The 18,708-nt window shown below is 62.8% G+C and carries 19 protein-coding genes and 1 pseudogene; 11 read left to right on the top strand and 9 right to left on the bottom strand.

Annotated elements, in window-relative coordinates; genetic code table 11:
* Positions 1-3 precede the first annotated feature (3 nt).
* From C3B44_RS07315 to C3B44_RS07305, 3 genes are all read right to left on the bottom strand, one after another.
* On the bottom strand, positions 4-795 hold the full coding sequence (locus tag C3B44_RS07315) for a putative hydro-lyase (RefSeq protein ID WP_108431801.1): 792 nt from the start codon (positions 793-795) through the stop codon (positions 4-6).
* Between the two features lie 23 nt (positions 796-818).
* Positions 819-2,036 carry an NRAMP family divalent metal transporter gene (locus C3B44_RS07310; RefSeq protein ID WP_108431800.1) on the bottom strand — a complete coding sequence of 406 codons (1,218 nt, stop codon included), beginning with the start codon at positions 2,034-2,036 and terminating at the stop codon, positions 819-821.
* Positions 2,037-2,144: 108 nt separating this feature from the next.
* Entirely contained in the window at positions 2,145-2,879 is a 735-nt protein-coding gene (locus C3B44_RS07305; protein WP_108431799.1) for a hypothetical protein, read from the bottom strand.
* A gap of 207 nt (positions 2,880-3,086) precedes the next feature.
* Between C3B44_RS07305 and C3B44_RS07300 the strand changes: the two genes are divergently transcribed.
* A protein-coding gene (locus tag C3B44_RS07300) for an IS3 family transposase (protein WP_108431798.1) occupies positions 3,087-4,303 on the top strand; the annotation gives its coding sequence in 2 pieces (ribosomal slippage) (positions 3,087-3,348 and positions 3,348-4,303; 1,218 coding nt in all).
* Positions 4,304-4,460: 157 nt separating this feature from the next.
* Here C3B44_RS07300 and C3B44_RS07295 read toward each other — a convergent pair.
* Positions 4,461-5,686 (bottom strand): IS3 family transposase gene (locus C3B44_RS07295; RefSeq protein WP_108431797.1). Its coding sequence is split into 2 segments (ribosomal slippage): positions 4,461-5,407 and positions 5,407-5,686, totalling 1,227 coding nucleotides; the frame shifts between segments, so codons are not numbered across the junction.
* Between the two features lie 257 nt (positions 5,687-5,943).
* Entirely contained in the window at positions 5,944-6,252 is a 309-nt protein-coding gene (locus tag C3B44_RS11655) for a hypothetical protein (protein WP_146183504.1), read from the bottom strand.
* Between the two features lie 510 nt (positions 6,253-6,762).
* On the opposite strand from C3B44_RS11655, the gene C3B44_RS07290 reads away from it, so the two are divergent.
* Positions 6,763-8,580: a BCCT family transporter gene (locus tag C3B44_RS07290; protein WP_108432607.1), complete on the top strand. Its 1,818-nt coding sequence runs from the start codon at positions 6,763-6,765 to the stop codon at positions 8,578-8,580.
* A 236-nt stretch (positions 8,581-8,816) separates the two neighbouring features.
* Here the strand turns inward: C3B44_RS07290 and C3B44_RS07285 are convergent, their stop codons facing one another.
* Positions 8,817-9,884 carry a lipoate--protein ligase family protein gene (locus C3B44_RS07285; RefSeq protein ID WP_108431796.1) on the bottom strand — a complete coding sequence of 356 codons (1,068 nt, stop codon included), beginning with the start codon at positions 9,882-9,884 and terminating at the stop codon, positions 8,817-8,819.
* Between the two features lie 65 nt (positions 9,885-9,949).
* On the opposite strand from C3B44_RS07285, the gene zupT reads away from it, so the two are divergent.
* From zupT to C3B44_RS12180, 8 genes and pseudogenes are all read left to right on the top strand, one after another.
* Entirely contained in the window at positions 9,950-10,762 is an 813-nt protein-coding gene (gene zupT, locus C3B44_RS07280; protein ID WP_108431795.1) for a zinc transporter ZupT, read from the top strand.
* 41 nt (positions 10,763-10,803) lie between these two features.
* The gene (locus C3B44_RS07275) at positions 10,804-11,166 is read left to right on the top strand and encodes a DUF2218 domain-containing protein (RefSeq protein ID WP_108431794.1); all 363 of its coding nucleotides are present in this window, start codon (positions 10,804-10,806) and stop codon (positions 11,164-11,166) included.
* A gap of 62 nt (positions 11,167-11,228) precedes the next feature.
* Positions 11,229-11,468 carry a transposase gene (locus tag C3B44_RS11780; protein WP_108430616.1) on the top strand — a complete coding sequence of 80 codons (240 nt, stop codon included), beginning with the start codon at positions 11,229-11,231 and terminating at the stop codon, positions 11,466-11,468.
* A 105-nt stretch (positions 11,469-11,573) separates the two neighbouring features.
* Positions 11,574-12,059: a transposase gene (locus C3B44_RS11775; RefSeq protein WP_199906014.1), complete on the top strand. Its 486-nt coding sequence runs from the start codon at positions 11,574-11,576 to the stop codon at positions 12,057-12,059.
* Positions 12,060-12,109: 50 nt separating this feature from the next.
* Positions 12,110-12,325: pseudogene (locus C3B44_RS07265) on the top strand (ABC transporter permease subunit); the annotation flags it as partial.
* Positions 12,318-13,301: an ABC transporter permease gene (locus tag C3B44_RS07260; RefSeq protein WP_108431793.1), complete on the top strand. Its 984-nt coding sequence runs from the start codon at positions 12,318-12,320 to the stop codon at positions 13,299-13,301. The pseudogene C3B44_RS07265 and the gene C3B44_RS07260, both read left to right, overlap by 8 nt.
* On the top strand, positions 13,298-14,689 hold the full coding sequence (locus tag C3B44_RS07255) for an ATP-binding cassette domain-containing protein (RefSeq protein ID WP_412841964.1): 1,392 nt from the start codon (positions 13,298-13,300) through the stop codon (positions 14,687-14,689). The genes C3B44_RS07260 and C3B44_RS07255 overlap by 4 nt, the downstream gene beginning before the upstream one ends.
* A gap of 54 nt (positions 14,690-14,743) precedes the next feature.
* Positions 14,744-14,902: an ABC transporter ATP-binding protein gene (locus tag C3B44_RS12180; RefSeq protein ID WP_412841963.1), complete on the top strand. Its 159-nt coding sequence runs from the start codon at positions 14,744-14,746 to the stop codon at positions 14,900-14,902.
* On the opposite strand, the gene arsC is transcribed toward C3B44_RS12180, so the two are convergent.
* Genes arsC through C3B44_RS07240 form a run of 3 tightly spaced genes read right to left on the bottom strand, consistent with a single transcriptional unit; the run spans position 14,899 to position 16,491 of the window.
* Positions 14,899-15,240 (bottom strand): arsenate reductase (glutaredoxin), encoded by a 342-nt coding sequence (gene arsC / locus C3B44_RS07250; RefSeq protein ID WP_108431792.1) that lies wholly within the window; start codon positions 15,238-15,240, stop codon positions 14,899-14,901. The genes C3B44_RS12180 and arsC overlap by 4 nt on opposite strands.
* Positions 15,241-15,256: 16 nt before the next feature.
* Positions 15,257-15,787 (bottom strand): ribonuclease FAU-1 family protein, encoded by a 531-nt coding sequence (locus C3B44_RS07245; RefSeq protein WP_108431791.1) that lies wholly within the window; start codon positions 15,785-15,787, stop codon positions 15,257-15,259.
* Entirely contained in the window at positions 15,787-16,491 is a 705-nt protein-coding gene (locus tag C3B44_RS07240) for an Rv1157c family protein (RefSeq protein WP_108431790.1), read from the bottom strand. Before C3B44_RS07240 ends, C3B44_RS07245 begins: the two co-directional genes overlap by 1 nt.
* A 294-nt stretch (positions 16,492-16,785) precedes the next feature.
* Between C3B44_RS07240 and typA the strand changes: the two genes are divergently transcribed.
* Complete coding sequence (gene typA, locus C3B44_RS07235) at positions 16,786-18,705, top strand: translational GTPase TypA (RefSeq protein ID WP_108431789.1); 1,920 nt, start codon at positions 16,786-16,788, stop codon at positions 18,703-18,705.
* Positions 18,706-18,708: the final 3 nt, after the last annotated feature.

The raw sequence follows: 18,708 nt of genomic DNA, 5'->3' as shown, positions 1-18,708 counted from the left end.
CTCTTAGGGAATCTGGTAGTCGAGATCGCGCGCATTGGTCACCAGCATGTGGCCCGGGGTGTGGGTGATCGCGAACTCCGGCGTGGAGGCGGCGAGCACCGCCTGCGGGGTGACACCGCAGGCCCAGAAGACGGGGACGTCGCCGTCGTGAAGCTTCACCGCATCGCCGTAGTCGGGGGCCGAGAGATCGTCGATACCTAAAGCGGCCGGATCGCCGATATGCACCGGCGCGCCGTGGACCGCCGGGTAACGAGAGGTAATCCGCACCGCATCGGAGACCTGATGCGCCGGGATCGGGCGCATGGAGACCACCAAAGGACCACAGAATCGCCCGGCCGGGGTGGTGGGGCGGGTGGTGCGATACATCGGCACGTTGCAGCCCTGGTCGATGTGCGCGACGCGGATCCCGTTGTCGATGAGTGCGGATTCGAAGGTAAAAGAGCAGCCGATGAGGAAGGTCACCAGGTCCTCGCGCCAGTGTTCGTGGACGTCGGCATAGGTGCCGTGCAGCTCGCCGTGGTGGAAGACGCGGTAGCTGGGCAGGCAGTCGCGGATGTCGTGGCCGTCGAGAAGCGGGGAGGTGACCTCACCGGCCTCGAGCACGCCGAGCAGCGGGCAGGGCTTCGGGTTGCGCTGGGCGAAGAGGAGGAAGTCGAACGCGTCGCGCGCGGGGATACTCAGCAGGTTGGCCTGCGCGTAGCCGTGGGCGTATCCGCTGCTGGGCCGCACGTTGTGGCGGAAGAATTCGCGGGCTTGGCTCGGTGAGTACTCAGCAGGCGAAAGTTCAGCGCTCATGAAGACCTCCTTGTTAGAGCGTATTACTGCCAGAGCTCGGACAGGCCGGAGATCGAGTTCCAGCCCAAGAAGATGGTCAGGGCCCAGACGACGAGGCCCAAGACGATCAGGTACTTGGGGTAGCGGTAGCCGTGCAGCAAATCCTTGCGGAACAGCGCCACCCAGAGGATCAGCGTGAAGCCGACCGGCAGGATCAGGCCGTTGAAGGCGCCAGCGAAGATGAGCAGCGCCTGCGGAGCCTGGTTGAGGATGAGGTAGGCGATGCCACAGACCACGATGAACGCGACCGTGAGCAGGTTACGGGTGCGCGGGGCGGTCTTTTGCGTGGTCACGAACGTGATCGAGGTGTACGACGCGCCGATCACCGACGTCAGGCCGGCGGCCCAGAGGACGACGCCGAACATGCGCAGGCCGATCTCGCCGGCGGCGTGGTAGAAGGCGTCGGCCGCGGTGTTGTCCTGGGACAGGGTCGCGCCGGTGGCGACGACGCCGAGGATCGCCAAAAACAGCAGCACGCGCATGATGCCGGTGACGATGATGCCGAGGATGCTGGCGCGGGAGACCTGGCCGGCGTGCTCGGGGCCGGAGAGCCCGGAGTCGATCATGCGGTGCGCGCCGGCGAAGGTGATGTAGCCGCCGACGGTGCCGCCGATCAGGGTGGTGATCACCAAAAAGTCGACCTCATCCGGCAGCACGGACTGCTTGAGTGCCTCGCCGACCGGCGGCGCGGAGACGATCGCCACGTACAGCATAAGCAGGATCATGATGGCGCCCAGGCCCACGACGATGCGGTCCAGCGCGAGCCCGGCCCGCTTCGAGAGGAAGATCAACAGCGCGATGATGGCGGAGACCGCGCCGCCGATGCGCGGGTCGATGCCGAACATCGCGTTCATGCCGAGGCCCGTGCCGGCGATGTTGCCGATGTTAAACACCGCGCCGCCAATGAAGACGAACGCGGCGATCACCCAGCCGAGGAAGGGGATAACCCGGTTGCCGAGCTCATTGGCACGCAAGCCTGAGACACCGAGGACGCGCCAGACGTTGAGCTGGATGGCGACGTCGACAAGCAGCGACACCAGGATCGCGAACGCGAAGGCCGCCCCCATCTGCACGGTAAACACCGAGGTCTGGGTGAGGAAGCCGGGGCCAATAGCGGAAGTCGCCATGAGGAACATGGCGCCGAACATGGCGGTTCTACTGGCAGCGGTCATGCCCTGCTTCTGCTGAGACTGGTCGGTCATCACACATCCTGACTTTTAGTGACGTGGGTCATGCTGAACGGGATGTGCAGAATTGTAGGGATTGTTCAACAATCACAAAAGGAGCAGGGGGTAGGTGGGGGTAGGCGCTTATCGACGTTCCACCCGCCCACCACGCGCCGCCTCCAGCCAGGCGTCATCGGCGGCGATGAACACGGCGTCCTCCGATGCGTCCGCGTTATCACGGGCGAGCACCGTCGGCTCCGGGGCGCCCAGGGGACTTAAGGGCCGCGAGCGCAGCGCGGTGTCGAGGTCCAGGCGGGCGATCCCCTCGGCGACGAACACGCGCCCGCCGAGCCGGCGGTGCTTGAGCGCCTCGACCAGCGGGGGAGGGGAGAAGGCCAGCCCGCCGAGCAGCGCGTCGTCGTGCATGAGCACCACATTCTTGCCGACCAACCGCATCTCCACCAGCACCTGGCACGCCGTGGTGAACTTCTCGTGCAGCTCCACCTCGAGCGGGGCGCCTTGGTCGACGAGCTCCACACCCTCGCCCAACTTTCCGACGGGCACCACAAACGGCGGCGCCGGCAACGCGACCTCGAGGTCGAGAGCGCCGGAGCCATCCTCGCGCAACCGCAAGCGCCCCGTGGTGGCCGGCTCCATCCCGGAGCGGAAAACGCGCAGCATATCCGGATAGCGCTGCGTCACCGAGGAATCGAGGAGACCGAGGTAACCATGCCCGCCGTCGAGGCTCCACCCGCCGGCCGCGATCGAGAGGCGCAGAGCGAGCTCACCGGGGCCGGTGCGCCACGCATTCGCCTGCGAGACCTCGCTCGCCGGAATCTCGAGCGTGCCGCGGGCGAGGGGATAGGTAGGCAGAGGCATGCGCCTCAGTCTAGTGCGGGGGCTTGGCGGGGATTTAAGTAACTACCGACGATAAGCCGATTTTCGGCCCCGAAACCCCAAGATCGTCGGTAGTTACTTGAATCGCTGACCCGCGCGTCGGCAAGAAACTCCGCGCCGACGCATTCGTGAGGTTACCCTCGTTTAGTGGACACCCTATTTGTGCGGATTTTGTGTCCGCAGGAAAGGATGTTCATTGTGAGTCAACAGCGCAAGAAATACACGCCGGAGTATCGGCGGGAAGCCGCGAACCTGGTAATAGAGTCGCGGCGCCCGATTGCTCATGTGGCTAAGGAGATCGGTGTTTCCGCCGGGCTTTTAGGCCGGTGGGTCAAACTCGAGCGTGAGCGCCGAGGAGCATCAGACGGGATGAGCGAGGCTGATCTTCGTGCTGAGATTGCTCGTCTGCGCCGGGAGCTGGCTGAAGCCAAGATGGATAATGAGTTTTTGTCAAAAGCGACAGCCTTCTTCGCTGCGAAGCAACGCGAGCAGAAAAATTCAAATTGATGCAGCAGGAGAAGGCGAACTACAGCATCAAGCGCATGGCACGGCTTTCAAAAGTGTCTCGGTCTGGATATTACAAATGGGCCTATACGCAGCAGAAGCGACTATCCGGTGAAGATTATCGTGCGGCATTTTACGATGATGCTGACCGCAAGATTCACCGGATTTGGAAAGACTCCGATGAGGTTTATGGTGCTCCGCGGATCACCGCAGAACTTGCCGAGCGCTACCACATTGCGCTTAACCGTAAGACTGTGGCTAAACGGATGTGCATGATGGGCATTGAAGGGATTTCACCGTGGGCCTTTGTCCCGGTGACAACGATTCAAGCTAAGCGTAAGTCCACGCTTCCTGACCTGGTCAAGCGCATGTTTGATACTGGTGAGCTCAACCGGGTGTGGATGTCAGATATTACCTACCTGCGCACTGCTGAAGGCTGGTTGTACTTGTGCGCGGTCCGCGATGGCCATTCCCGCAGAGTGCTGGGCTGGGCTATGGATAGCGTTCAAGATACCTGCCTGGTCGAACGGGCCCTGCGGATGGCGCATACACTGCGCGGTGACGTTCCTGATGGGCTGGTGTTTCACGCTGACCGCGGAGCCCAATTCACCAGCGAGAAGCTCTGGAAGGTTTGCCGCAACCTGGGCATTGCTCAGTCCGTGGGGCGTACTGGCGTGTGCTTCGATAACGCGATGGCTGAGTCATTTTGGTCAACGCTTAAAACCGAATTCTACGACCGTAAGCGCTGGACGACCCGTGATGCCGCACGCAAGGCCGTTGCCTACTGGATTGAAGTCGTCTACAACCGTCGACGCCGACACTCCGCACTCGGTATGGCAAGCCCCGTCGACTTTGAAAACCTCACCGGTTCAACCACTAGCAGAAAAGAAATAGCTGCCTGACCACTAGGTAGCTCCACTACGTGTCCACGATTTGCGGGCAACCCCATTCGGGTGCTGTGTTCTACCAGGATTGACATATTTCACCATCGTCGCAGGTGGCAGGAGATATGCTGACATATCAGAATATTGAAGCGTCCTGGGTTTAGTTCCGCTTCTTTTACGGCCCTGTGTTGATGGGCTCGGTGAGATAGTACTCGGTTTCTATTTCCTGTGGGGTAGCGTAGTCCAATGCTTCGTGAAATCGCTTAGTGTTCCACCAATGCACCCACCGCAAGGTGGCCAGTTCGACTTCTCCGACCGACGTCCACGGGCCCTGGGCATGAATCAGTTCAGCCCTGTAGAGACCGTTGACTGTTTCGGCTAGTGCATTGTCGTAAGAATCGCCGACTGTTCCCACACTCGGGCGGATTCCTGACTCAGCTAGCGCAGTGGAATACTTCAGTGACACATACTGGCTGCCCCGATCGCTGTGGTGAATTAGCTGGTTTCCATGGATTCGCCCTGCAGTCGTTAACGCATGCTCCAAAGCCTCCATCGGCAGCGCGTCGGTGCGCATTGTCGAGCGTGTAGCGACACCAACAATTTTTCGGCTGAATACATCCACGACAAACGCGGTATAGGCGAATCCTGACAGGGTGCGAACGTAGGTAATGTCAGCAACCCAAAGCCTGCCTGGTGCCTGCGCACGGAAGTTTCGGCGCACAAGGTCCGGGCGATGATCCGGTGTCTTCGGGCTGATCGTTGTTAGTGGGCTTCGCCCACGTCTGCGGCCAGAAACGCCAGCGAGTTTCATCAGACGTGCGGTCTTGTCGCGGCCGATATGAAAGCCTTCACGGTTCATCGCGTGCCACATTTTGCGGATGCCGTAGACCGAGAAATTCTCCGCATGCACACGCTGTATCTCTGGGATGAGCAGGCTATCGCTTAAGGCCCTTGCGCTGGGAACACGAGTGGTCGCCTTGCGGTAGCCACGAGAGGTGATGAATCCACGATCTGCCTGTTTTAGAACTCTGCAGATGGCCTCGACCCCACATTGATCTTCGTACGCGTCGATGTAGGAGATCATTTGGTCGTGGGTCGGTCGAGTTCCGCTGCGAAAAAAGCCGAGGCTGTCTTAAGAATCCCGTTTGCTCGTTTCAGTTCGCGGTTTTCTCGACGCAGACGCCTGAGTTCTTCTTCCATTTCTTCGCCGCCTGAAGCGTCAGAATTATCGCGTACGCAGGCGCTGTCACGGTACCAAGCCCGCAACGTGTGGTGGGATACTCCAAGCAGCTCACCGACCTGCGTGTAGGCGCGTTGCAGTGAGCAAGACTCCAGGCGGACCATTTCGATGATCTGATGGACTGCCTTCTCCTTGAACTCGACGGAATACTTTCTAGGAATAGTTCAATCCTTCCTTAGCTGAGGTAGGAACTAAACCCAGGACGCTTCATATATGTCGTTGCAGGTGGCAATGTTTCGCTAATATGCATGTCAATTTTCGTAGAACACAGCAGTCTTTGTGCATATCCTATTCGCGTCCCTTTTTTGCATAGTGAAGCAGGGCGCAATTGCTATGCATTTCATATGTTTTAAAAAAAACATGGCAACATGCAAAAACACCCCTCTGGTGAAGAGGGGTGTTTGTGAGTGAAAGGCAATTAGTTCGCCATGCTGTCCTCTGCATCTGAAGCACCAGGAGAAACGTTGTCGGAGCCACCGCTGACAGCATCATCCATGTCGTTCATGCCATCATTAGTGTTAGCCCCATTGACAGAATCGTTACCCATGCCATCCATCTCAGAACCATCGTTGATAGGTTCCTCAGGTGCCTCAGTGACAATAGTGTCAGTTACAGTGTTGCCAGCATCCTCAGCAGGAGCATCAGCGGAATCGTTACATGCAGCAAGCATGAGACCACCGAATGCAATGGTAGTAGCAGCAACAGCAGCGCGAGATGTCTTAGCCATAATAATTCTCTCCTTGTATATGGACTTCACGTACAGTTATCAACCATATCAAACATGCTCTGTTGTATGCATAGGCGCACCGTTGTCCAGAATCTTTCCTGACTCATTGACCCATGCCCCTGTCGCAAGCCCGCGTGCTTTAGCTGCGGGTAAGACAGGGGTGCTGTGTTCTACGAAAATTGACATGCATATTAGCGAAACATTGCCACCTGCAACGACATATATTCTGATATGTCAGCATATCTCCTGCCACCTGCGACGATGGTGAAATATGTCAATCCTGGTAGAACACAGCACCATTCGGGGGTGGTTATGTCACATCGGATGTGTCGCTGTGGTGAAGGTGCTTTAGTGATTCGAGTACAGATCCACCGGAACGCATAACTACAGAGAGGCAGGACCGTGATGTCGAGCTCGGAAGACGCATCCGAGGACCAACCCCGGGAGCGGGGTTTGCGGGAGAGTGCAGAGAAGCACCTGCGTCGCGGCACCCGCGATTTCGTGGAGGCGATGCGCTATCCGCATCGGATCCACCCGGCGCTGGTTCCCGGAGTGTCGATTGAGGATCAGAGGGTGCGTTATGGCGTCGATAAGCCTCTGACCCTCGTGGTCGGCCTGCTGATCGTGGCATTTGTGGCGTGGGGTGTGATTAACCCGGAGCAAGTCTTCGACTACTCGAGCATCGCGCTCGAATGGACCATGGTGAACCTCGGCTGGATCTTCACCATCCTGGCCACGGGCTTGATGTTCTTTCTGCTCATCCTTGCTCTGTCGAAGTATGGCAAGGTGCCACTCGGGCTCGATAACGAAAAACCTGAGTACTCCACTCTGTCGTGGGCGGCGATGCTGTTTGCCGCCGGTATCGGCATCGCGATCATCTTCTTCGGCCCCTACGAGCCGATGAGTCACTACCTCTCGCCGCGGCCCGGCGCCTATGAGCCGGCCACGCAGGAGGCGGTGCGCGGAGCGATGGCGCAGTCGACGATGCACTGGGCAATCAACGCGTGGGCGATCTACGCGATCGTCGGGCTTGCGGTGGCTTATGTTTCTTTCCGACGAGGCCGCGTCCCCCTCATGAGCTCGATCCTCATGCCGCTGTTCGGCAACCGTTCGTCGAGCTCTTGGCAGGCACGGGTGATCGACGGGCTGGCGATCATCGCGACGCTCTTCGGCACCGCCGCCTCCCTGGGCTTGGGTGCGCTGCAGATCGGCGCCGGCGTGGAGGTGGTCTCCGGCTGGTCGACGGCCGGCAATCAGTTCGCCATCGTCATCACCGTGATCCTGACGATCGGCACGATCGCCTCCGCGGTGTCCGGCGTGGCCCGCGGCATCCGGTGGCTGTCGAACATCAACCTCGGGCTCGCGGTCTTCTTGGCCGTGTTCTTCTTTGTGCTCGGCCCCACCGCGTTCTTGGCGAACATGCTGCCGGCCGTGCTCATCGACTACGTCGGCTCCATGCCCGAGATGCTCGCCGCCAACATGGGCGAAGGCGAAGAAATGCAGGACTACCTGTCCGGCTGGACCACCTTCTACTGGGCCTGGTGGGTGTCCTGGGCGCCTTTCGTGGGCGTGTTCGTCGCCAAGATTTCGCGCGGGCGCACCATCCGCCAGTTCGTCTTCGGGGTGCTGTTAATCCCATCGGCTATCATCACCTCGGCGTTTACGATCCTCGGCGGCACTGCCATCTGGATGCAGCGCGACAGCCAACTCATCGCCCCAGACAACACGGCCGAATCCATGCCGGCGCCGGAGGAGATCTTCTTTATCGTGCTCGAGGAGCTGCCGGGCACCGAGATCATGGCTCCGTTGGTGATCGTGATGCTGGCGATCTTCTTCATCACTACCGCGGATTCTGCGTCCCTGGTCAACTCCCAGATGTCGCAAAAGGGCAACCCCAACCCGCGGCGGATCATCACCGCGTTCTGGGCGCTGTGCATGGCGGGCATTGCGGTGGTGATCTTGCTGGCAGGTGGCGAAAACGCCCTGCAGGGCCTGCAGAATTTCATCACGATTACCGCGCTGCCGTTCGCGATCATCATCATCGGCATGTGTGTCGCGTTGGTCCGCGAGCTGCGCAGCGATCCTTATGTGATCCGCTACAACTTCGAGCGTCGCGCGCTGTCCAACGCGGTGCGCGAGGGCGTGCGGCTGCATGGCGATAACTTCTCGATCGATGTCGGCCCCACCAGCGAAGGCGACGAGTACGCCGCTGGCACGGGTTTTGACTCGACCGCCGATCGCAACACTGAGTGGTATCAGCGTACCGACGAAGACGGCAACCCCATCGACTTTGACTACGACACCGGCACCTACCCGGACGAGCGCTAGGGCTTCGTGGGTGCTGCTTCTGGGGGCGTTGGTTCCCTGTGTTGCGCTAGCGCTGGTCGAAATCACCCTGACAGAAAGGAGTCCCACGAAGTCGAAAGGACCCCTAAACCGGCCCTCTTTTCGACCGATTCCTTTCGACCCAGACGCAAAACCCCGCCCGCCCAACCCCCTGACCAGCCAAAACGAAACCAGCCAAAACGAACCCAGCCAAAACGCCCAAGCAGCCGCAAAAACGCTCACCGCACCCTCTTCGTCCACTCCTCGCGTCCGAACTTCTGCTCGACCAGCTCTTCGGCTGCGGCCAGGTCGCTCTCGGTGAGGGAGGAGAGCTGGGTGTCGTAACGCGAGCAGAACGTATCGATCAGCCCGGCGATCACGTCCTCGCGCGGCGCGCCGATCTGTCGCCGCAGGGGATCGACGCGCTTCTTCGCGCTGCGCAGCCCCTTGGAGGCGAGCTTGACCTTCCCCACGCGAAGCACCTCGGCCATCTTGTCGGCGTCGATGTCGTAGCTCATGGTGACGTGGTGCAGCACCGCATTGCCGTTGCGCTTTTGCGCCGCGCCGCCGATCTTGCCGCTGTCGGAGGTGATGTCGTTGAGCGGGACGTACCAGGCGTTGACCCCCTGCGCCTTTAAGGCGGCGAGCACCCAGTCGTCGAGGTACTGGTAGCTATCGGCGTAACTTAAACCCCGCGTCATCGATTCGGGCACGTACAGGGAGTAGGTCACGCAGTTGCCGCCCTCCATGAACATGGCCCCGCCGCCGGAGATGCGCCGCACCACGGTCATGTCGTGTTTGCGTACGCCGTCGTCGTCGATTTCGTTGACGTAGGACTGGAAAGAGCCGATGACCACGGCATTGTCCTCCCATTCCCACAGCCGTAGGGTCGGTCCGCGCTCGCCGGCGGCGACTTGGCGGGTGAGCACTTCGTCGAGCGCGACGTTCATGGGCGTCGGCAGCACGGGGGAGTGGATGACCTCGAAGCGGTGGTCGGTGAAGTCGGTGGCGCCTGTCACGGCGCGCCGGGTGACGACGGCTACGTCGCGCGTCGTGAAGCCATGCAGCTCGGCGGCGGGTTCGATGGTGGATAAGGCGGCGTCGAGACGCTGGGTGAGTTGGTCGGTATCTTCGTGGACGCCGGCGCCGACGAGGGCGGAGGTCAGCGCCTCGTAGGCGGCGTCAGGTTCGAGGAAGAAGTCGCCGGAGATGCGGGCGTCGGTGATGGTGGAGCCGTCGGTGGTGATGTCCGCAATGACGAGTTTTCCGCCGGGAACCTTAATCTCGAAGTGTTTGTTTTCGCTCATGCCCTTGACCGTAGTCGCCGTCTGCTACGGTCACTTTTGTTGAAAACTCGTATCAGGATCTTTTCATGACTTTCGACTACGACCTGCCGACCATCCTCCTGGCATTCGGCCTGACGCTGCTCGCGGGGTTGTCCACGGGCATCGGCGGCGCCATCGGCGTGGCGCACCGCCGTCCGGGCCCCGGGTTCTTGGCCGCCGCGCTGGGCTTTTCTGCTGGCGTGATGGTGCTGGTGTCTTTCGTCGAGATCCTGCCGAAGGCCACCGAGCACTTGGGGGAGAGCTTCGGTGGGGCCGGCGGCTGGCTGGCCTACGGCGCGTTCTTCGCCGGCATCGTGCTCATCGCGGTGATCGACTTCCTCGTGCCGAATGAAATCAACCCGCACGCGGCGGGCGCGGTCTCTGGGGCGTCGTCCTATCAGCGCCGCTCGGCGATGATGAAAACCGGCATGCTCACCGCGGTCGCGCTGGCGCTGCACAACTTCCCGGAGGGCTTCGCCACCTTCATCGCCTCCCTCACGGACGTGGGCATCGCGTTGCCGATCCTCGTGGCCATCGCCATCCACAACATCCCCGAAGGTGTCGCCGTGGCGGTGCCGCTGAGGGAGGCGACCGGCTCCCGCATGAAGGCGTTCAGCCTGGCGACGCTCTCGGGCCTGGCAGAGCCGGCCGGCGCGCTCATCGGCTTCGCAATTCTCGCCCCGATCCTCGGCGACGCCACCCTTGGCATCTCCTTCGCCGCGATCGCCGGCATCATGGTCTTCGTCTCCCTGGACAAACTCCTGCCGACGGCCGTGAGCACCGGACGCCACCACACCGCCATCTACGGCCTCATCGTGGGCATGGCGGTGATGGCGCTGTCGCTGCTGATTCTCGAATAAATGGTGTTCCCTTGCCTCAACGTGCTCGCTAGGATGAGGCCATGACTGCTACTTCTACCGCCCGCGTGGCCTGCGAAAGGCCCGCCCGTTATGCGAAGCAGCTAGCATCGCATTTCGCGAAGAAGATCGAGACTCGCTTCGACCCCGAGGAAGGCCGCGGCCATCTGAGTTTTAGCCGCGAGCAGGTCCGCGGTGAAGTGGAGATGATCGTCGGTGACGGCGTGCTGTTGCTACAGATCGACACCGACGATGACTACCTCGAGAAAGTCGAGTCGGTCGTCGGCCGCCACCTCGTGCGTTTCGGCACCCGCGATCGCCTCGAGGTCCGCTGGGCACGTCCTGGCGGCGTCGAGGGGCTCTACTTCCCGCCGGTCGAGGATGAGAACCCCGACCCGGAGGCTTAGGGCGTGTCTGATAATTGAGGGAAGCGTGGCATGGGACCCTGGCTCCCGTGTCGCGTTTTCACATGTTGAGTGATGCCCAGTGGGAGATGGTCGAAGAGCTTCTGCCCCGTCGCACGGGGAGAAAAGGCCGACCGTTCTCCGATCCCCGGCAGATGCTCGAGGCCATCCTCTACTGCCTTCGGGCAGGGATCGCGCGGTGTGACCTGCCCGCCTGCTTCGGGTCCTGGCAGACGGTCTACACCTGGCACAACCGGATGGCCAAGGACGGACACCTGGGACGTGATCTTTCAGCGACTTCTTAGACAGGCCGATACGGAAGACCTGATCGACTGGTCGGTGTCGGTGGACTTTGACGATCGCCCGGGCCCATCAGCACGTCACGAACATCACGCGGGTCACAGGGGGCTTTGTCGAATTACAACAACCTGCTGGCCGAGCCGCCTGATCACGCGGTCGGCCGATCACGGGGTGGTCTGTCTACCAAGGTCCACGCCCTGGTCGACGGCCATGGCATGCCCCTGACCATGATCGTTACTGCGGGCCACCGCGGTGACTGCCCGGTGCTGATCCCGTTGTTGAAACGCCTGCGGGTGCCCGGGATGGTGGGCCGACCGCGCACCCGGCCCGATGAACTGCGCGCGGATAGGGCGTATGCATCGAAGGCTGTGCGCAGGTATCTGCGCGAGCGCAAGATCACGGCGACGTTCCCGGAGAAGAAGGACGTGATCGCCGTCCGGAAGCGGAAAGGCTCGATGGGTGGGCGTCTACCGACGTTCGATGCGCAGTCCTACAAGGGCTGCAACGTGGTGGAACGGTTTTCGGCAACCTCAAGCAGTGGCGGGGTGTGGCAACCCGGTACGACAAGCTCGCGGTTGTCTACCGGGTCGGCGTGATGGCTATCGCCGTCATGACCTGGCTGAAGAAATTGTCAGACACGCCCTAGGGTGCGGACTTAGGCGCGCTCATGGGCGGCGCGATTGTCACCGAGGGCATCTTTGACATCAACGGTGTCGGCGGCACCATCTACCAGGCGATCTTGAAGGGTGAGCCCACCACCGTGGTGTCGTTTACCACCGTCTTGGTGGTCGTCTACATCATCGCGAACCTGCTCGTTGACCTTGTCTACGCCGTGCTTGACCCGAGGATCCGCTATGCCTGATACGCCGAAGAACCCCCAGAGACCTGCGTCTCCCGGCGAGAGCCTGCCGGGCCAGGAATACTTCATCAACTCCACCGACGAGACCGGACTCGGCGCCGTCGACGCCGTCGCCGACGAGTTCGCCCCGCGCTCCCAATGGGGCGAGGCGTGGCACTACCTGCGCCGCCGCCCGATGTTCTGGATCGCCGCGGCACTCATCGTGCTCGCCGTCCTCATGGCCGCCGTGCCCGGACTGTTCACCTCCGTCGACCCGCGTCACTGCACCCTGGAGAACTCGCTCGGTCTGCCCGAGGCGGGCCATCCTTTCGGCTTCGACCGCCAGGGCTGTGACATTTACTCCCGCACGATCCACGGCGCTCGCGCATCGGTGATCGTCGGCATCCTCACCACCCTCGCCGTGGTTATCATCGGCACGACCCTCGGCTCGCTGGCCGGCTACTTCGGCGGCATCCTCGACACCATCCTGTCGCGCCTGACCGACATCTTCTTCGCCATCCCGCTGGTGCTCGCCGCGATCGTGTTCATGCAGATGTTCAAGGACAACCGCAGCGTCATCATGGTCGTCATCGTTTTAGCGGTGTTCGGCTGGACCCAGATCGCCCGCATCACCCGCGGCGCGGTGATGAGCGTGAAGAACGAAGAGTACGTCACCGCGGCAACCGCCCTGGGTGCCGGGAAGTTCCGCGTGCTCACCAGCCACATCCTGCCGAACGCCGCGGTGCCGATCATTGTCTACGCCACCGTCGCGCTGGGTACCTTCATCGTCGCCGAGGCCACCCTGTCGTTTCTGGGTATCGGCCTGCCGAGCACGGTGGTCAGCTGGGGTGGAGACATCTCCGCCGCCCAGGCCAGCCTGCGCACCCGACCGATGGTGCTGTTTTATCCCGCGATCGCCTTGGCCATGACCGTCTTGAGCTTCATCCTCATGGGCGATGTGGTGCGCGATGCGCTCGATCCGAAAGCGAGGAAGCGATGACACCGCTGTTAGAAATGCGCGACGTCGAGATCACGTTCACCTCCACGACCGGCACCGTCGAGGCGGTGCGCGGCATCAACCTCACCGTCTACCCGGGCCAGTCGGTGGCGATCGTCGGCGAGTCCGGCTCCGGCAAGTCGACCGCCGCCATGTCGGCGCTGGGGCTTTTGCCCGGCACGGGCAAGGTCACCGGCGGGCAGGATTCTTTTCGACGGCCGCGACATCACCAACCTCTCGGAGAAGAGTTCCAGGAGATCCGCGGCTCGCAGATCGGGCTGGTCCCGCAGGACCCCATGAGCAACCTGAACCCGGTGTGGCGCATCGGCACGCAGGTCGAGGAATCGCTGAAGGCCAACAACGTCGAGGCCGACGAGGGGCGCAAAGAGCACGTCGCCAAGCTCCTCGAGGAAGCCGGCCTGCCGGATGCCGCCCGCCGCGCCAAGCAGTACCCGCACGAGTTCTCCGGCGGTATGCGTCAGCGTGCGCTCATCGCGATCGGGCTGGCGGCCCGGCCGAAGCTCTTGATCGTCGACGAGCCGACCTCGGCCCTGGACGTGACGGTGCAGAAGACCATCCTCGACCACCTGGAGACGCTTACCGAGGAGCTCGGCACCGCCGTGCTGTTTATCACCCACGACCTCGGCCTGGCCGCGGAGCGTTCCCAGCACCTGGTGGTCATGCACCGCGGCCGCGTGGTGGAATCGGGGCCCTCGCTGGAGCTTCTACGCAACCCGCAGCACCCTTATACCCAGCGTTTGGTCAAAGCGGCGCCCTCGCTGGCCTCGGCGCGCATCCAGGAGGCCAAAGACAAGGGCATCGAGACCGAGGAGCTGCACGCCCACGACACAGAGGCCGGTGCGGCCGACACCGTCATCGAGGTGAAAAACCTGGTCAGGGAGTTCGATATCCGCGGCACCATCACCGCGCTGGTCGGTGAATCCGGCTCGGGTAAGTCAACGGTGGCGAACATGGTGCTCAACCTGCTCGAAACCACCAGCGGGCAGGTGTTCTTCGAGGGCCGCGACATCTCGGCGCTCAAGGGCAAGGAGCTTTTCGATATGCGCCGCAAGATGCAGGTGGTCTTCCAGAACCCCTATGGCTCGCTGGGTCCGATGCTCTCGGTCTACCGCTGCATCGAGGAGCCGCTGCGCCTGCACAAGGTGGGCAACCGCAAAAAGCGCGAGCGTCGCGTGGCGGAGCTGTTGGATCTGGTGTCGATGCCGCGTTCGGCGATGCGCCGCTACCCGAACGAGCTCTCCGGCGGTCAGCGCCAGCGCATCGCCATCGCGCGGGTTCTGGCCCTCGGCCCGGAGGTGCTGGTGCTCGACGAGGCGGTCAGCGCGCTCGACGTGTTGGTGCAGGACCAGATCCTGCAGCTTTTGGCTTAGCTGCAGAACGATCTGGATCTGACGTATCTCTTCATCACCCATGACCTCGCGGTCGTGCGCCAGACCGCCAATGACATCGTGGTGATGAAGAAGGGTGCAGTCGTGGAGCAGGGCCCTGCGGATGACATCTTCGCCAACCCGCGCGAGGACTACACCCGCAACCTCATCGACTCGGTGCCGGGTCTCGGTATCGAACTGGGGGTGGGCTCTTAGAGGATCTCATCGAGAAGCTCCATCGGCCGCGGGATGCGCACACCCTTGTCGGTGACCACGATGGGGCGCTCGATCAGCCGGGGGTGGGCGACCATGGCTTGAAGTAGCTCCTCGTCGCTCATCTCGGGGCTTAAGCCCAGCTCTTTGTACTCGGCCTCGCGGGTGCGGATAGCGTCGTGCACAATGAGGCCGGCGGCCGCAATGAGCCGAGCGAGCTCGCTTGTCGACGGCGGCGTGTCCAGGTAACGGATCACCTCGGGCTCCTCGCCGGTGTCCTGGAGGCGCTGCAAAGCCTCGCGGGATTTCGAACAGCGGGGGTTGTGATAGATCGTGCTCATAGGCCCCCAGCGTAGGTTATTCCGCAGGGCAGAGGGTGATCTCTGCGGGATCGGCCCAGGTGAGTTGGATACCACGGGAGGCGAGCCAGGCCATCGGGTCGTCGCCGTGGCGGGAGATGCCGTCGACGGCGTCCAGGGTGGTCTCGATAGCCCGTTCGGCCTCGGCGGCGGTGATCAGGCCGCTCGAGCAGGCGGCGGCCAGTTCGTCGATGTCTAAGACCTCGATGGGCCGGCCGGTGAGGCTGACAAGGTCGACGTAGAGATCCCGGGTGATCCAGGTCTGCTCGTCGACGCTGATGTCCGCCACGTCGAAGTAAAAGTCCTGGGTGATGTCGATGTGCGGGCGGAAGTGGAAGATGTTCGCCCGCAGGCCCATCTCCGGTATCAGCCAGGATTCCAGGTAGCCGAAGCGCGGGTGGTTGGCCGGCCGTGCCATATACAGCCCGAAGTCGGCTGCGCGATATTCGTCGACCGCACGGATATATCCCTTGGGGTCGACGTTGATGCGCTCGTCGGTGACGAACGACTCCTTCTTGACGGGGTGCATTAGCGGGCGTCGATGATGGCGGCCGTCGGCAGGAAGTGGCAGGTCGATTCGGTGGTGTTCAGATCGCCGCCGACGATGGCGACGATGGTGCCGTTACCGGTGTCAGCGGTGCCGGACACCGTCGCCGGGCCTTCCGGGTTGATGCCGTTGTTGGCCAGCGGGGTGGCGCCGAAGCGCAGGTTATCCAGGTTGAGCCAGTGTACGTACAGCCCGCCCTGGTTTTCGGCGGCGGGCGGGGTGCCCAAGGCGGTGAACAGGAAGGAGGTCTGGCCTTCGGCGGCGCCGGGAGCCGGGATGGTGGCCGGACCGGGAACGGCGAGGGCGCTGGCGACCGCGTCTCCCTGGCCGCCGATGCAGCCGCCGGAGATCGTCGGCCAGTAGAACTGGGTGAACGTCGGGGCATCGGTCGGCAGCTCCGGGCCCCCGAGCTCGCCGTAGCCGGCGGTGAACGCCAAGGCGCTCAGCAGGGTGTCGCGCAGCTGGGGCGGGACGAAGGGCTGGTTGGCGAATTCGCGCACGCGCTCCTGCAGGTAGGGGGTGGGCCGTCCCAGCTCGTCGAGGTAGGTCGAGGACATCGGCACAGAGCCGGCGGGTGGGGCGGACTGGGCGGCGGCCGGGGTGGCCAGTGCAGTGCCGACACCCGTGAGTGCGAGGGTGGTGAGCCCCGTGACGAGGCGGCGGTTCAGCTTCGAGAGGTTCAGCACGGCGACGGCCTTTCCTTGGTTCGGCGACGGACAGCGTGACGCATAAACAGACTGCAGTAATCCTAGCAGTCGGACAGCATAACAACAGAAACAATAGTAACTGTTAAAACAATTGCCACATTAGTCACAAATTTTTCTGGCGCAACTATCTGGACGCAAAAATTCTCTACCATCCGTGGGGGAGTAGGGCCTGTCTTGAGGTGCACTCACCGGCGCTAACGAGTAACGTTGGGCCAGTTTCCGAGCCTGCGCTGATCCCGCGGGCGCCACCGCCACCGAGGAGAATTATCGCCAGTGAGCACCAATCACCCCGAGTTCCGTAACGTCGCGATCGTCGCCCACGTCGACCACGGGAAGACCACCCTGGTCAACGGCATGCTGGAGCAGTCCGGCGCCTTCGGTGACCACGGCGAGGTCGCCGACCGCGTCATGGACTCCGGCGACCTCGAGCGCGAGCGCGGCATCACCATCCTGGCCAAGAACACCTCCATCCGGCGTAAGGGCAAGGGCAAAGATGGTGCGGATCTGGTCATCAACGTCATCGACACCCCGGGCCACGCCGACTTCGGTGGCGAGGTCGAGCGCGGCCTCTCCATGGTCGACGGCGTCGTTTTGCTTATCGACGCCTCCGAAGGCCCCCTGCCGCAGACCCGCTTCGTGCTCTCCAAGGCGCTGGCGGCCAAGATGCCGGTGATCATCTGCGTCAACAAGACCGACCGCCCGGACGCCCGCATCGACGAGGTCGTCGAGGAAGCCCAGGACCTGCTGCTCGAGCTCGCCGCCGGGCTCGAGGACCCCGAGGCCGCCGAAGCCGCCGAGACCCTGCTCGAGCTGCCTGTGCTCTACGCCTCCGGCCGCGAGGGCAAGGCCTCCACCGAGAACCCCGGCAACGGCAACGCCCCCGACGCTGAGGACCTCCAGGAGCTCTTCGACGTCATCTACAACGTCCTGCCCGAGCCCAGCGCCGACGTCAACGCCCCGCTGCAGGCACACGTCACCAACCTCGACTCCTCCTCCTTCTTAGGCCGCATCGGCCTGGTGCGCATCCACAAGGGCACCCTGAAAAAGGGCCAGCAGGTCGCCTGGATCCACTACGACGCAGAAGGTAACCAGCACGTCAAGCAGGTCAAGATCGCCGAGCTGCTCAAGACCGAGGGTATGGAGCGCACCTCCACCGACGAGGAGGTTATCGCGGGCGACATCGCGGCGGTCTCGGGCATCGATGAGATCATGATCGGCGACACCCTCGCCGACCCGGAGACCCCGGAAGCGCTGCCGCGGATCACCGTCGACGAGCCGGCGATCTCCATGACCATCGGCGTCAACACCTCGCCCATGGCCGGCCGCGGCGGTGGCGACAAGGTCACCGCCCGCCTCGTCAAGGCCCGCCTCGACCAGGAGCTCGTCGGCAACGTCTCCCTGCGCGTGCTGCCCACCGAGCGCCCGGACGCTTGGGAGGTCCAGGGCCGCGGTGAGATGGCGCTGACCGTGCTCATCGAGACGATGCGCCGCGAGGGCTTCGAGCTGACCGTCGGCAAGCCGGAGGTGGTCACCCAGACCATCGACGGCGTGCTGCACGAGCCCTATGAGCGCATGGTCATCGACACCCCGGCCGACTACCAGGGCGCCGTGACCCAGCTCATGGCCGCGCGCAAAGGCCAGATGGTTTCCATGGGCACCGGCGCCGGCGACTGGGTACGCATGGAGTTCGACGTGCCCGCCCGCGGCCTGATCGGTTTCCGCACCACATTCTTGACCGAGACCCACGGCGCCGGCATCGCCAACTCCTACTCGCTCGAGCCGCGCCCCTGGGCCGGCGAGATCAAGGACCGCCCCACCGGCTCGCTGGTCGCCGACCGCACCGGCCAGGTCACCGCCTATGCCCTGATGAACCTCGCGGATCGTGGCACCTTCTTCGTCGAACCCGGCGACGAGGTCTACGAGGGTACCGTCATCGGCGCCAACAACCGTGATGAGGACATGGACGTCAACATCACCAAGGAAAAGAAGCTGACGAACATGCGCGCCGCCTCGGCCGACACCACCGTCACGCTCAACAAGGCGAAGTCGCTGAGCCTGGAGGAGGCCGTCGAGTTCTGTGGCCACGACGAGTGCGTCGAGGTCGCCCCGAACGTCATGCGCGTGCGCAAGGTCATCCTCAGCTCCACCGAGCGCGGCCGGGCGCGTTCCCGAGAAAAGCAGCGGAACAAGTAACCT

Origin of the sequence: Corynebacterium yudongzhengii (assembly GCF_003065405.1) — a bacterium.
Classification (GTDB): Bacteria; Actinomycetota; Actinomycetes; order Mycobacteriales; family Mycobacteriaceae; genus Corynebacterium; species Corynebacterium yudongzhengii.
Note: the sequence above shows the minus strand (reverse complement) of the source record. Positions and strands in the feature narration are given on the sequence as shown.

What these genes read in the sequence shown, in the direction of transcription:
- C3B44_RS11780 (WP_108430616.1), top strand. Translation starts at nt 11,229, where the DNA reads ATGTTGAGTGATGCCCAGTGGGAGATGGTCGAAGAGCTTCTGCCCCGT.
- C3B44_RS07275 (WP_108431794.1), top strand. Translation starts at nt 10,804, where the DNA reads ATGACTGCTACTTCTACCGCCCGCGTGGCCTGCGAAAGGCCCGCCCGT.
- zupT (WP_108431795.1), top strand. Translation starts at nt 9,950, where the DNA reads ATGACTTTCGACTACGACCTGCCGACCATCCTCCTGGCATTCGGCCTG.
- C3B44_RS07310 (WP_108431800.1), bottom strand. Translation starts at nt 2,036, where the DNA reads ATGACCGACCAGTCTCAGCAGAAGCAGGGCATGACCGCTGCCAGTAGA.
- C3B44_RS07290 (WP_108432607.1), top strand. Translation starts at nt 6,763, where the DNA reads ATGCGCTATCCGCATCGGATCCACCCGGCGCTGGTTCCCGGAGTGTCG.
- C3B44_RS07285 (WP_108431796.1), bottom strand. Translation starts at nt 9,884, where the DNA reads ATGAGCGAAAACAAACACTTCGAGATTAAGGTTCCCGGCGGAAAACTC.
- C3B44_RS07315 (WP_108431801.1), bottom strand. Translation starts at nt 795, where the DNA reads ATGAGCGCTGAACTTTCGCCTGCTGAGTACTCACCGAGCCAAGCCCGC.
- C3B44_RS07255 (WP_412841964.1), top strand. Translation starts at nt 13,298, where the DNA reads ATGACACCGCTGTTAGAAATGCGCGACGTCGAGATCACGTTCACCTCC.
- C3B44_RS07260 (WP_108431793.1), top strand. Translation starts at nt 12,318, where the DNA reads ATGCCTGATACGCCGAAGAACCCCCAGAGACCTGCGTCTCCCGGCGAG.
- arsC (WP_108431792.1), bottom strand. Translation starts at nt 15,240, where the DNA reads ATGAGCACGATCTATCACAACCCCCGCTGTTCGAAATCCCGCGAGGCT.
- C3B44_RS07245 (WP_108431791.1), bottom strand. Translation starts at nt 15,787, where the DNA reads ATGCACCCCGTCAAGAAGGAGTCGTTCGTCACCGACGAGCGCATCAAC.
- C3B44_RS07305 (WP_108431799.1), bottom strand. Translation starts at nt 2,879, where the DNA reads ATGCCTCTGCCTACCTATCCCCTCGCCCGCGGCACGCTCGAGATTCCG.
- C3B44_RS11655 (WP_146183504.1), bottom strand. Translation starts at nt 6,252, where the DNA reads ATGGCTAAGACATCTCGCGCTGCTGTTGCTGCTACTACCATTGCATTC.